The 13,382-nt window shown below is 73.1% G+C and carries 10 protein-coding genes; 7 read left to right on the forward strand and 3 right to left on the reverse strand.

What is annotated here, in order from left to right; translation table 11 throughout:
- The first annotated feature begins 195 nt into the window (after positions 1–195).
- Positions 196–1,482, forward strand: a complete 1,287-nt coding sequence (locus AS857_RS35125) for an adenylosuccinate synthase (protein ID WP_058047519.1) — start codon at positions 196–198, stop codon at positions 1,480–1,482.
- A gap of 115 nt (positions 1,483–1,597) precedes the next feature.
- Here the strand turns inward: AS857_RS35125 and AS857_RS35130 are convergent, their stop codons facing one another.
- Complete coding sequence (locus AS857_RS35130; protein ID WP_058047520.1) at positions 1,598–3,400, reverse strand: serine/threonine-protein kinase; 1,803 nt, start codon at positions 3,398–3,400, stop codon at positions 1,598–1,600.
- Between the two features lie 132 nt (positions 3,401–3,532).
- A complete protein-coding gene (locus AS857_RS35135; RefSeq protein ID WP_030367030.1) occupies positions 3,533–3,736 on the reverse strand; it encodes a cold-shock protein in 204 nt (67 codons plus the stop codon).
- 391 nt (positions 3,737–4,127) lie between these two features.
- Here AS857_RS35135 and AS857_RS35140 point away from each other — a divergent pair, with 391 nt between their 5' ends.
- The 3 genes from AS857_RS35140 to AS857_RS35150 all read left to right on the forward strand — a co-directional run bounded on the left by AS857_RS35140 (position 4,128) and on the right by AS857_RS35150 (position 7,157).
- Entirely contained in the window at positions 4,128–5,492 is a 1,365-nt protein-coding gene (locus AS857_RS35140) for an aspartate aminotransferase family protein (RefSeq protein ID WP_058047521.1), read from the forward strand.
- A gap of 204 nt (positions 5,493–5,696) precedes the next feature.
- Positions 5,697–6,371: a GntR family transcriptional regulator gene (locus AS857_RS35145; RefSeq protein ID WP_058047522.1), complete on the forward strand. Its 675-nt coding sequence runs from the start codon at positions 5,697–5,699 to the stop codon at positions 6,369–6,371.
- A gap of 135 nt (positions 6,372–6,506) precedes the next feature.
- The gene (locus AS857_RS35150) at positions 6,507–7,157 is read left to right on the forward strand and encodes a hypothetical protein (RefSeq protein WP_058047523.1); all 651 of its coding nucleotides are present in this window, start codon (positions 6,507–6,509) and stop codon (positions 7,155–7,157) included.
- Between the two features lie 96 nt (positions 7,158–7,253).
- Here the strand turns inward: AS857_RS35150 and AS857_RS35155 are convergent, their stop codons facing one another.
- Positions 7,254–7,985 carry an SLATT domain-containing protein gene (locus AS857_RS35155; RefSeq protein ID WP_030367034.1) on the reverse strand — a complete coding sequence of 244 codons (732 nt, stop codon included), beginning with the start codon at positions 7,983–7,985 and terminating at the stop codon, positions 7,254–7,256.
- Between the two features lie 274 nt (positions 7,986–8,259).
- On the opposite strand from AS857_RS35155, the gene purD reads away from it, so the two are divergent.
- The 3 genes from purD (at position 8,260) to AS857_RS35170 (ending at position 13,352) form a co-directional block, all read left to right on the forward strand.
- Complete coding sequence (gene purD / locus AS857_RS35160) at positions 8,260–9,507, forward strand: phosphoribosylamine--glycine ligase (protein WP_058047575.1); 1,248 nt, start codon at positions 8,260–8,262, stop codon at positions 9,505–9,507.
- A gap of 499 nt (positions 9,508–10,006) precedes the next feature.
- Entirely contained in the window at positions 10,007–11,653 is a 1,647-nt protein-coding gene (locus tag AS857_RS35165; RefSeq protein ID WP_245700776.1) for a hypothetical protein, read from the forward strand.
- Positions 11,654–11,834: 181 nt separating this feature from the next.
- Positions 11,835–13,352, forward strand: coding sequence for a N,N-dimethylformamidase beta subunit family domain-containing protein (locus AS857_RS35170; protein ID WP_058047525.1), 1,518 nt, complete (start codon positions 11,835–11,837; stop codon positions 13,350–13,352).
- The last annotated feature ends 30 nt before the right edge of the window (positions 13,353–13,382 follow it).

Below are 13,382 nucleotides of genomic sequence, written 5' to 3' on the forward strand. Positions count from 1 at the left end.
TGGGTCTTTCTGTTCGTCCCCCGAGCGAAATATTCGGTAATCTCTCGGTGCAAGAGCCCCTGTCGCTGTTGCGCCAGGGGCTTCGTCTATCCGGGGCACCGGTTCGACGGCTCTAGCGGTGGTGTACGCCCTGAGCAAGCGGGGTGACACCACCACGCACGTTGGACATGCCCCGCCCGGAAGGGGTGTACGCCTGTGCCCGCACTTGTGCTGCTCGGTGCTCAGTGGGGTGACGAGGGCAAGGGAAAGGCCACCGACCTCCTCGGTGGATCCGTGGACTATGTGGTGCGCTACCAAGGTGGCAACAACGCCGGCCACACGGTGGTCGTCGGCGACCAGAAATACGCACTGCACCTCCTCCCTTCCGGGATCCTCTCGCCGGGGTGTACCCCGGTCATCGGCAACGGTGTGGTCGTCGACCCGGCGGTCCTGCTCTCCGAGCTGAGCGGGCTGAACGAGCGCGGCGTCGACACGTCCAAGCTGCTGCTCAGCGGTAACGCGCACCTGATCACGCCGTACCACACGACGGTCGACAAGGTGACGGAACGCTTCCTCGGCAAGCGGAAGATCGGCACCACCGGCCGCGGCATCGGCCCGACCTACGCGGACAAGATCAACCGCGTGGGCATCCGCGTCCAGGACCTCTACGACGAGTCGATCCTGGAGCAGAAGGTCGAGGCTGCCCTCGACTTCAAGAACCAGATCCTGGCGAAGCTCTACAACCGCCGCGCGATCGACGCCGCCAAGATCGTCGACGAGCTGCTGGGCTACGCCGAGCAGATCAAGCCCTTCGTCGCCGACACGACGCTGATCCTGAACAACGCCATCGACGAGGGCAAGGTCGTCCTCTTCGAGGGCGGCCAGGGCACCCTGCTCGACGTCGACCACGGCACGTACCCCTTCGTCACCTCCTCGAACCCGACCGCGGGCGGCGCCTGCACGGGTGCGGGCGTGGGCCCGACGAAGATCAACCGCGTGATCGGCATCCTGAAGGCCTACACCACGCGCGTCGGCGCCGGTCCGTTCCCGACGGAGCTGTTCGACAAGGACGGCGAGGCGCTGCGCACCATCGGCGGCGAGCGCGGTGTGACCACCGGCCGTGACCGCCGCTGCGGCTGGTTCGACGCGGTCATCGCCCGCTACGCCACCCGCGTCAACGGCCTGACGGACTTCTTCCTCACCAAGCTCGACGTGCTCACCGGCTGGGAGCAGATCCCGGTCTGCGTCGCCTACGAGATCGACGGCAAGCGCGTCGAGGAGCTGCCCTACAGCCAGAGCGACTTCCACCACGCGAAGCCGATCTACGAGATGCTGCCGGGCTGGACCGAGGACATCTCCAAGGCCAAGACCTTCTCGGAGCTGCCGAAGAACGCCCAGGCGTACGTGAAGGCGCTCGAGGAGATGTCGGGCGCGCCGATCTCCGCGATCGGCGTCGGCCCGGGCCGCGACGAGACGATCGAGATCAACTCGTTCCTTTCGTAGACCGTCCGCTTCTCAAGGAAGCAGCACGCGCGCGTGCACGGCGCCCCGGTGGCTCACGGCCACCGGGGCGCCGGCCTTTTCAGGCCTGCCGCCGCGTTCAGGCGATCTTCGGGTATCAGCCGGTCTTCCGGTAGACCAGTGACGCATCTTTCGTGCCCGAGTCGACGAAGTCGCGCCGCATCCCCCCGTCCGGGAGCAGCACCAGGTCCGAGGCGGAGCCGGGCTGGCAGGCGGAGGTGGGGTTGGCCCGGGTGACGCTGGACGGGCCGAGGCGCAGGGGGTTCCCGCCGGTGCCGCCGCCGGTCGCGGTCGTGCGCCACTGGCAGGAGTAGGAGGTGCCGTCGTCGAGGACGCCGCTGCCGTGGATGGTGACGGTGACGATGGCGCCCCGCGCGATGGTGATGGTCCGGCTGTTGGTGCGCGCGCCGCTGCCGAAGCCGGACTGCCAGGTGCCCAGGAACGCCTGGGGTCCCGTTGCCGCGCCGGTGCTGTCGTCGCCCGGGGCCGGGCTGGTGGCGGGCGCGGGGGTGGAGCCGCCCGTGGACGGCGCGGACGGTGCACTCGTGCCCGGGGCGGCCGAGTGCGCGGGGGTGCTGCTGCCGGCGTTGTCCTTGGCGGAGTCCTGCTGCTTGAGGAGGAGGACGACGCCTCCTCCGGCGATCAGGCCGGCGGCCACCACGGCGGCGAGGACGACGGGTGTGCGCGAGCGGCGCTGCGCGGGCGGCCCGTAGGGGACGGGCCCGGTGACGTAGGTGCCCGAGTCGTAGGGGCCCGGGGCGTGCCCGGGGGCGTGGCCGTGGCCGTACGGGTGCGCCTGCGGATAGCCGTAGGGGGCGGGCGCGGGCAGGGGCTGCGCGGGCTGCGACGGCGGGGGTAGCGGGCTGCCGGCCGTGACGGTCGGCGGGTCCTGCCGCGCGGGCGGCAGGGCGGCCGGTGCTCCCGCCGGGGATATCGCCGTGGGCGCGTGCCCGGGCTCCTCGTGCTCCGGGGCCCGCACGGGCTCCTCCACGTCCAGCAGCTGGACGGCGTGCCGCCCGAGCTGGGCGACGAGCCCGCCCGGCAGCCAGGGTTCGGCGGACCGCAGGTCGCCGAGCAGCTCCTCGGCGCCGGTGACCTCCAGGACCTGCGCGGGCGTCGGCCGCTCCTGCGGGTCCTTGGCGAGGAACGACGTGATCAGCGGGCGCAGCGCGGCCGGCACCCCGGTCAGGTCCGGCTCCTCCTCCGCGATCCGGAACATGAGGGCGTGGACGCCGCTGTCCGCCGTGCCGAAGGGCATCCGGCCGGTGGCCGCGTAGGCCAGCACGGAGCCGAGGCAGAAGACGTCGCTGGCGGGCGTGATCCGGCCGCCGCGCACCTGCTCGGGCGACATGAAGCCGGGGGAGCCGACGGTCGCGCCGGTGCGGGTGAGGCCGCCGCCTTCGGCGACGGTCTCCATGGCGCGGGCGATGCCGAAGTCGATGACGCGCGGGCCGTCGAGGGTGATCAGCACGTTGGACGGCTTGAGGTCGCGGTGGACGATGCCGGCGGCGTGGACGGCCTGCAGGGCGCGCGCGAGGCCGGCGCCGAGGATGCGCACGGAGCGCTCGGGCAGCGGCCCGAAGTCCCGGTCGACGACCTGGCGCAGGGAGGGCCCGGCAATGTAGCCGGTGGCGACCCAGGGGGTCTGCGCCTCGGTGTCCGCGTCGAGGACGGAGGCGGTCCATTCGCCGCCGACCTGGCGGGCGCTGTGCACCTCCTGGCGGAAGCGCCGGCGGAACTCCTCCTGGCCGGCGAGCTCGGGGTGGACGAGCTTGACCGCGACCGTACGGCCCCGGTCGGAGCGGGCGAGGTAGACCCGGCCCATGCCACCCGCGCCGAGCCGCCCGAGCAGCCGGTACGCGCCGAGTGTGCGTGGATCCTCTGGCCTCAGGCTGTCCATGCGCAGGTCCTCCGTGTCCCCCGTGTTTCCTTGCGGAGAATAGCGGGAGCACAAAGAACCGGGACCCCGCACTCGGAAAGTACGTGGCCCCGGTCCGCACCGCCCGGCGTCCGGGCGGTGACTGGGAGGGCGTCAGGCCGGAATGATGTTCTCCGCCTGAGGGCCCTTCTGGCCCTGGGTGACGTCGAAGGTGACCTTCTGGCCCTCCTGCAGTTCCCGGAAGCCCTGAGTTGCGATGTTCGAGTAGTGGGCGAAGACGTCGGCGCCGCCCCCGTCCTGGGCGATGAACCCGAATCCCTTCTCCGAGTTGAACCACTTCACGATGCCGGTAGCCAAGATGATCTCCTCGATGGCGGCGGTGCCGGAATTCCGGGCACCGCGGAATTACGCGTCGCGGTAAGGCCCTTCGGACCGCAGGCCCGCAAAACACAGCGGCGCCTGAAGGTCGCAGACCTTCAGGCGCGCATATGACTGGGTCCATAACTGCAACGGAAAATGACCGTAGCATGCGGCTCGTACCATTCGCGGAATTTGCGCATTTCCCTGGTCGTTGCGGCGTGGCGGACCGCCGGTGCGCCGCCGTCGCGGCTCGGCGGGCGGCCCGGCAGTGTGTCGCCGGGCGTGGCAAGAGCCATACACAGTGCCGGTGTCGGGCCGGACCGGGCCTGCCTACGCTGGCCGTTGTCCACCGCAGGGGCACCTCCCGGACCGATCCGAGGTAACGACCGTGAGCACGCAGCACCCCACCGCCGACCCCGCAGCCGGCGCCGCAGTCAAGGCCGCCGACCGCGCGCACGTCTTCCACTCCTGGTCCGCGCAGGGCCTCATCGACCCGCTGGCCGTGGCGGGCGCCGAAGGCTCCTACTTCTGGGACTACGACGGCAACCGCTACCTGGACTTCTCCTGCCAGCTGGTCAACACCAACATCGGTCACCAGCACCCCAAGGTCGTCGCCGCGATCCAGGAGCAGGCGGCGCGGATGTGCACGATCGCCCCGGGCTTCGCGGTGGACGTGCGCTCCGAGGCCGCCCGCCTCGTCGCCGAGCGCACCCCCGGCGACCTCGACAAGATCTTCTTCACCAACGGCGGTGCCGAGGCCGTCGAGAACGCCGTCCGGATGGCCCGCCTGCACACCGGCCGGCCCAAGGTGCTGAGCGCCTACCGCTCGTACCACGGCGCCACCGCCGCCGCGATCAACCTCACCGGCGACCCGCGCCGCTGGCCCTCCGACACCGCCTCGGCCGGCGTGGTGCACTTCTGGGCGCCGTTCCTCTACCGCTCGCCGTTCCACTCCGGCAGCGAGCAGCAGGAGTGCGAGCGCGCCCTGGCCCACCTGGAGAACACGATCGTCTTCGAGGGCCCGGCCACCGTCGCCGCGATCGTCCTGGAGACCGTGCCCGGCACGGCCGGGATCATGGTCCCGCCGCCCGGCTACCTCGCGGGCGTCCGCGAGATCTGCGACCGTTACGGGATCGTGTTCGTCCTCGACGAGGTCATGGCGGGCTTCGGGCGCACGGGCCGCTGGTTCGCCGCCGATCACTTCGGCGTCATCCCCGACCTGCTGACCTTCGCCAAGGGCGTCAACTCCGGCTACGTGCCCCTGGGCGGCGTCGCGATCTCCGCGGAGATCGCCGCGACGTTCGACGAGCGGCCCTACCCCGGCGGGCTCACCTACTCCGGCCACCCGCTCGCCTGTGCCTCCGCCGTGGCGACGATCAACGCGATGGCCGAGGAGGGCATCGTGGAGAACGCCGCCCGGATCGGCGAGCAGGTCCTCGGCCCCGGCCTGCGGGAGCTCGCCGAGCGCCACCCGAGCGTCGGCGAGGTGCGCGGCATGGGCGTCTTCTGGGCCGTGGAACTGGTCAAGGACCGGGCCACGCGCGAGCCGCTGGTGCCGTACAACGCGGCCGGCGAGGCCAACGCCCCCATGGGGGCCTTCGCCGCGGCCTGCAAGAAGTCGGGCCTGTGGCCGTTCGTGAACATGAACCGCACCCACGTCGTGCCGCCGTGCACCGTCACCGAGGAGGAGGCCAAGGAGGGCCTCGCGATCCTGGACGAGGCGCTGACGGTCGCCGACGGCTTCACCGTCTGAGGCGGCCGGAAGGCCACGGAATCCCCCCGGAGCCGCCTTCGGAATTCCTCCGCCCGCCCCGGCCCACTCGTGACGGTACGAACCCCATGGGGTACCGTGCCCCGTTCCTGTGCGCACGGCCATATTGCCCGGGACGGCCCTCGCATATCCTCTGCGGGGCCGTCTGCACATGGCGCGCGGCCAGGGAAGGGGAGACGGAGAACGATGCCGGGCAGCGAGGCTGTCAGACGCACGACGCTGCGCGAGCAGATCGCGGATGCCTTGCGCGACGAGGTCATAGCGGGGCGGCTCCCCGCCGGCCGCCAGTTCACGGTCAAGGAGATCGCCGAGCAGTACGGCGTCTCGGCGACCCCCGTGCGCGAGGCGCTGCTCGACCTGTGCGCGCAGGGCCTGCTCGGCGTGGAGATGCACAAGGGCTACCGCGTGCGCGAATTCACCTACGCCGACTTCCGGGACATGGTCGAGGCCCGCTCCCTGATCGTCGAGGGCATCTTCCGCCGCTCGCCCGACCGTGCGCTGCGCGCCGTCACGCCCGCCGCGCTGGCCTCCGTGCGGCGCCGGGCCGAAGAGGCCTCCAGGGCCGCCGCCGCGGGCGATCTGGACATCCTCATCGGCTACGACCTCCGGTTCTGGCGCGAACTCTCCGCAATCGTGGGGAATCCGTACATATCCGACTTCCTCAATACGGTCCGGGTGCAGGGCTGGGTCTTCACCGTCCCCCTGCTGCGCCGGATGCCCACGCTCCGCGGGCGCCTGTGGCACGGCCACGGCGAACTGGTCGAGGCCGTGGCCCAGCAGAACGCCGCCGAGGCCGAGCGCATCATCACCGCGTACAACCAGCACTCCCTGGCGCTGATCGAGGCCTCCCGCCCGGTATGACAACCGGCCCGGCGGCACTACGCTGGCTCGACCATCGCATCGACGGCCGGTGTGCGTGAGCGGGCAGGTCCCAGACGGCCAGGACGCCCGTGCGCACGTAAGCCGTTGCACCGTCGCGAACGAGAGTGAGTTCACGTGGCCTGTGACCTCTGGTTGGTCCCCCTCGTCGACGTGCTGTGCCACAGCCCCGACAACCCCTTCGCCGAGGAGATCGCCGCGTACGACAAGGCGCTCGGCGAGGCCGGACTGCCGCCCGTCCCCGTCTTCGGCTACATGCCGGGGCTCTCGGGGGACGTCGCACCCGTAGCGGGCTTCGACTACGACGCGCTGCACTTCCTGCGCCGCGCCCACCTGCTGAACCTCTGCGGCCTCGCCGTCACGCCCGTGGACGAACTGGGCGGGGACTACGAACAGTTGCTGGAGATGTTCGAGGCGACGGCGCAGCAGTCCCACCTGGTGTGGCACTACGACCACGCCGGCGCGTACGTCCCGGTGGACTTCGCGCACCCGCTGACCAACGACGAACTGCTGGAGGGCGGCGGCCCCTTGGGCTCCAGCCAGGGGCTGCTGCGCGAACTGCACGCCGTGGCACCGGCGCTGGGCATCGACCCCGCCAACCCGCCCGCCGCACCGGCCGCGCCGGAACGGCCCACGGGGCTGGAGGAGCGGGCGGCGCCCGGGCCGCAGGACGACAGCCCCTTCGCCCGGGAGCGGCACGTCTGGCTGGGGCTGCACGCCGCGGCGACGCGCAGCCTGGGCCAGGGGTCGATGATCGTCTTCAGTTGACGCGGATCCGGCTCCGCGTCGTGCGGGACGCCGCCCGGGTCGGGTGCGGCGTGGAGCCGAACCCGGTGCGGGGGCGGATTCGGTGCGGGGCCGGATTCAGCGCGGGGACTCCGGGGGCCGCTGCCGCGGCATGTTCGGCCGGGTGCCCGGAGGCAGCGGGAAGCGCGGCAGCGGGCCGCCGCCCTCGCCCCGCGGGCCCCACGACACCAGCGACTGCGTGAGCAGCGGCGTCGGCCCCGCCCGGAACTCCACCATCCAGTCGGCCGTCTCCGCCCGTACGAGCTCGGACACGTCCTCGGAGAAGCGCCGCAGCACGCTCAGACAGCGCTCGGCCGCCTCGCTGGCCGTGCCCTCGGTCGGGCCGAGCACCTCGCGGACGCACTCCGACGCCCAGTCGAACTGCAGCGCCTCCAGCCGCCGCTGCACGGCCTGCGCCGTGGCCACGGCCCGCATCCAGCCCGACGTCAGGCCGAAGTAGCGGTCACAGGCGACACAGGCCACCGAACCGAGCAGCACCAGGAAGCCCCAGGCGCAGCCGGTGCGGACGACGTTCGTCAGCTGGAGCAGCGGCAGGGCCGAGCCCACCACCGCGCAGGCCGCGGCGCCGATGCGCAGCGCCCGTGCCCACCGGCGTTTCCACGCCCGGTCCGCCAGATACCAGTCGACCAGGTACAGGGCACCGTTCTCCACCCAGCGGTACAGCTCATCGAGACGCTCCGCCGGTTCCCCCCAGTCGCCGAGCGGGAAGGTGCGGCCGCGCAGGTCGCCACGGTGCCTCCCACTCTGCTCGCGGGGGAGCCCTTCGGGCTGCATCTCCGGCTGGCTCACCCGTGCACTCCCTCTGCCGCATGCGGATCGCGAGCCCCCTTCCTACCGCCGAACGGTCGGTCTTGGAGACAAGATCGCTGCTTTTCCGCCCGTAAGCGCAGACGAATCCGGTATAAGCCGCGGTTCGGCATCACCCGAAAGAGTGGGTGGCCGGGGCGGGCCCGCTGTTCGCCGCCCGTCCCGCGGCCGTACGGGGCCGCTGCAGTGACGTTTCCGCGAGTCGTCATGCCGACCCTGGAAAGCGATCAGTCGACGAGGCAATAGGGTGACCGGTGTGAAGGTCCTCGTCATCGGCGGCGGCGCCCGCGAACACGCCCTGTGCCGCTCACTCTCCCTCGATCCCGACGTCACCGCGCTGCACTGCGCCCCCGGCAATGCCGGGATCGCCGAGGTCGCCGAGGTGCACCAGGTGGACGCCCTCGACGGCACGGCCGTCGCCGGCCTCGCCGCGTCCCTGGGCGCGGACCTGGTGGTGGTCGGCCCCGAAGCCCCGCTGGTCGCGGGCGTCGCAGACGCCCTGCGCGAGCGGGGCTTTCCTGTCTTCGGGCCCTCGGCGCAGGCCGCGGAGCTGGAGGGCTCCAAGGCGTTCGCCAAGGACGTCATGGCCGCGGCCGGCGTCCCCACGGCCCGCGCCTACGTCTGCACCACGCCCGAAGAGATCGACGCCGCGCTCGACGCCTTCGGCGCGCCGTACGTCGTCAAGGACGACGGCCTGGCCGCCGGCAAGGGCGTCGTCGTCACCGGCGACCTGGCCGCCGCCCGCGAGCACGCGCTGGCCTGCGGCCGCGTCGTGATCGAGGAGTTCCTGGACGGCCCCGAGGTCTCCCTCTTCGCCGTCACCGACGGCGAGACTGTCGTCCCCCTCCAGCCCGCCCAGGACTTCAAGCGCGCCCTCGACGGCGACGAGGGGCCGAACACCGGCGGCATGGGCGCGTACTCGCCGCTGCCCTGGGCCGACCCCAAGCTGGTGGACGAGGTCCTGCAGACGGTCCTGCAGCCCACCGTCGACGAGCTGCGCCGCCGCGGCACGCCCTTCTCCGGCCTGCTCTACGCCGGTCTCGCGATCACCTCGCGCGGCGTCCGTGTGATCGAGTTCAACGCCCGCTTCGGCGACCCCGAGACGCAGGTCGTCCTCGCCCGCCTGAAGACGCCCCTGGCCGGGCTGCTGCACGCCGCCGCCACGGGCACGCTCGCATCGCTGCCCCCGCTGCGCTGGAGCGACGGCGCCGCCGTCACGGTCGTCGTCGCCTCGCACAACTACCCGGGCACCCCGCGCACGGGTGACGTCATCGAGGGCCTGGCGGAGGCCGCGGAGCTCGGCGACGCCTACGTCCTGCACGCGGGCACGGCCCACGACGCGGAGGGCCGCGTGGTCAGCGCGGGCGGCCGCGTCCTGTCGGTGACGGCCACGGGCCAGGACCTCGGAACGGCCCGCACGCGCGCGTACGAGGCGGTATCCCGCATCCACCTCCCGGGCTCCCACCACCGCACGGACATCGCTGCGCGGGCTTCGGAGGCGTAACAGCCGCCCATGCCGTACCGGTGGGTTCGAGAGGCCAGGACCTCTCGAACCCACCGGTACGGCGCGCAACCCCCACCGGAGGTGACCGGCGGTGCCGAACCGGCCCATGCCCGTACGGCTCCGGCGAAGCACCGCCGCCAGGCGCTCGTACCGGCAGGTAGCCACCCCCCTATACGTCGAGCCCGCCCGGCAAAGTCCCCGGCTTTGACCAAAGCCATTCCATCGGGTGACCGGTTGGCCAACTAGCTGACGCGCGCCCCACCCCCAACTAGGGTGCGGCGCAAGCGAAGTGCCGGGCGGAGCTGCCGGGCATCAGGCGAGCATCAGGCGACTGGCCCACCGGCATTGCGATGTCAGAGGCCGGTGCCACAGTGGGGGGAGAGCAACGCCCCCCGGCGTTGCGTCCGCTGTCGCACTCCTCGGTCCGAGGTTCCGACGGAGCACAAACTGGCAACAGGGGGTGATCGGTCTCGTGGCAGGTCCGGAAGCAGGCGTGCTGGTGGCACGCGCCCAAGCCCTCGCGGTGCTGCGCATCCGCAGCGCCGCGCTGGCCGTCGCCCTGCTGCCGGCGGCAGCCGCCACCGTGCTGGCGGCCGGCATCGCCATGGGCCGCATCCCGGGCGGCGGGGCCTGGTCCACCGCCCGCTGGGCGGTCCTCGGCGCCGCGGTCCTCACCCTCGCCCTGACGGCGGCCGTCGCCGCCGTGGTCGCCCGGGCCAGGCCCGCCCTGAGCCCCACGGTCCCCATCCCGGAGGAGAAGGCGCCCGACCTCTACCGGCTGGTCCGCGATCTCGCCGAGCGCCTGGAGGTCCCGGTCCCGTCGGCCATGGCCCTCACCCCCGACTGCGACAGCTGGCTGGAGGACCGCACCCACCCCGCGCACTGCGCGGCGAACGGCCCGCCGCGCTCCCGCCGCGCCCTGTCCCGCCCGAGGCGGCGCTCCGCGGCCGCGCCGGTGCTGGTGATCGGCTCGCCGTTCCTGTGGTGGATGCGCGTCGCCGAGCTGCGGGCCCTGCTGGCGCCGGTCGTCGCGGGCACGGGCCCCGCGGCCCACCCCGACATAGCCGCCGCCCGCCGCTTCGTCCGCGGGCTGGACGCCGCCGTGGCGGTCGCGGCGGGCCGGCCCGCCCTGGCGTTCGTCGGCGGTGCGGCCCGGCTGCTGCTGCGCTCCTGCCGGGCGCACGCGGCCGAGATGGAGCGGGGGGTCGCGGCGGCCGCCTCGGAGCGCGCCCAGAGCGTGGACTACGGCCTGAGGATCGTCGCCCAGGAGCAGGTGGGCCTCGCCTACGCCGGCTGGGACCGGCTGCTGAACAGGGTCGCGCTGCCGGCCTGGCGGATGGGCCGCTGGCCCTCCCGGCTCGACGCCGGCGTCGTCTCCGCGCTCACCGAGCTCTCCCGCCGCGACCGCCTCGCGGAAGGCTTCGCCTCCCGCCTGGGCGAGCGCCCGGCCTGCGATCTGCTGGAGGAGCCGGGCGCGATCGACGAGGCCGCCTCCCTGCTGGCGGCGCGGCTCTTCCACGGCGGCCCGGCCGAGTCCGGTCCCGACTGGTCGCCGGTGGCCTGGAGCCGGTATCCGGAGGAAGTCGTGGACCGCAAGTGGCGGCTGGAGGCCGCCCGCCTCCACCGCGTCCTCGACGTCCTGGACGCCGTGCCGGCCCTCACCCCCGTCCCCGCGCCGCCTCCCGCCGACATGGCCGCCGCGCCCACCGTGGCCCGGGTCCTGGAGCGGCTGGCCGGCTCCGCGGCCGAGGGCGTCGCGGAGGAGCTGGGGGCCCGGCTCGGCGCCGAGGTGGCCCGGGAGGCCGCCCAGGAGGAGCTCGCGGCGAAGCAGAGCGCCTACGGCACGGCGGCCGACCCCTGGGTGGACGGCCTCGCCCCCCTCTTCCCGCTGCAGCCGCCCCGCAGCGGCCGCGAGCTGCTCGCCGACCACGTCACGGCCATGGTCTGCTGCGCCGCCGTGGACACCGCCGGAGCCGCCCCCGGCCTGGACTGGCTGGACGGCCCGGCCCTGCTGGTCGGCGGCGCCCGCCGCCCCGGCCTGGCCCCCACGGTCCTCAGCCTGATCGAGGACGGCGACGATGCGCCGCTGCGCGCCTGGCTCGGCGAGGTCGGGGTCCGCCCCGAGAAGCCCGTCCGCCTGGTGTGAGCCCTGTGACGTTCGGTGATCCTTCGCCCTGTCACTTACCGGGGAATTTCGCGACGAGCAGTGACGAGACGGGCGCTTTATGTGATGTGCTGGGGGCTGCCGTGCGCCAGTGACTGCAGTGAGCCACGCCCGGACAGACGGAAATCGGCAGGCGTCGGGGGACGTAGGGGAGGGAGCACGCATGGGGATGGACCAGATCCGCCGCTGGGAGTCGGGGGCACTCGCACACGCCGTGTCCGACCCCTTCGGCCAGGGCCCGCTGCCCTGGCTGCGCGGCAGCGAGCACTATTTCGACGACACGGGCCAGATCATCCCCTGGTACGTGCACCCCGTCCCGGAGCGGGGCGGCGGCGGGGGCGGATCGGGCGGAAGAAGCAGATCCGGCGGGGCCCGTATCCCCGCTCCCCGCAGCGGCGGCCCGCGCACCGCCGACGACGTCCACCTCCAGATCAAGGGCTTCGCCTCCAACAGCGCGGTCGCCCCCGGCGAGGCCATAGATTTCCGCATCACCGTGGACCCGCCGCAGCAGTTCGGCGTCGACGTCTACCGCATCGGCCACTACGCGGGCGACGGCGCCGCGAAGATCACCACCAGCCCGCGGCTGTCCGGCATCGTCCAGCCGGCGCCGCTCACCGTCGACCGCACGGTCTCCTGCCACCACTGGTGGCTCTCCTGGCGGCTGCAGATCCCCAGCTACTGGAGCCTGGGCGCCTACGTGGCCGTCCTGACCACCGCCGACGGCTACCGCAGCCACATCCCCTTCCTCGTCCGCGACACCCACCCGGCGGACCTCCTCCTCGTCCTGCCCGACATCACCTGGCAGGCCTACAACCTCTACCCCGAGGACGGCCGCACGGGCGCGAGCCTCTACCACGCCTGGGACGAGCACGGCCGGCTGCTGGGCGAGGAGGGCGCGGCGACCACCGTCTCCTTCGACCGCCCCTTCGCGGGCGCGGGCCTCCCGCTGCACGTCGGCCACGCCTACGACTTCATCCGCTGGGCCGAGCGCTACGGCTACGACCTCGCCTACGCCGACACCCGCGATCTCCACGCGGGCCGCGTCGACCCCTCGCGCTACCGCGGCCTGGTCTTCCCCGGCCACGACGAGTACTGGTCCCCGGCCATGCGCCGCTCCGCCGAGCTGGCCCGCGACTCCGGCACGTCGCTGGTCTTCCTCTCCGCCAACACCATGTACTGGCAGGTGGAGCTCGCCCCCTCGCCGGCCGGCCCCGACCACCTCATGACCTGCCGAAAACACCGCGGCCCCGGCCGCTCCGCCCTCTGGCGCGACGTCACGCCCGCCGAGCAGCAGCTGCTGGGCATCCAGTACGCGGGCCGGGTCCCCGAGCCCGCCCCCATGGTCGTGCGCAACGCCGACCACTGGCTGTGGGACGCCACCGGCGCCGGGGAGGGGGACGAGCTCCCGGGCCTCGTCGCCGGCGAGGCCGACCGCTACTACCCCCGAACGGCCCTGCCCGAGCACACCCGCCGCATCCTGCTGGCCCACTCCCCGTACCTGGACGGCGAGGGCAACAAGCGCCACCAGGAGACGTCCCTCTACCGGGCCCCGAGCGGCGCCCTGGTCTTCGCGGCGGGCACCTTCGCCTGGTCGCCCGCCCTGGACCGGCCGGGCCACACCGACGCCCGGATCCAGCGGGCCACGGCCAACCTCCTCGACCGGATCTGCAAGCGCTGCTGACCCTCGCCGGGGCGCGCGCACGGACGTACG

Source organism: Streptomyces roseifaciens, assembly GCF_001445655.1.
GTDB lineage: Bacteria > Actinomycetota > Actinomycetes > Streptomycetales > Streptomycetaceae > Streptomyces > Streptomyces aureoversilis.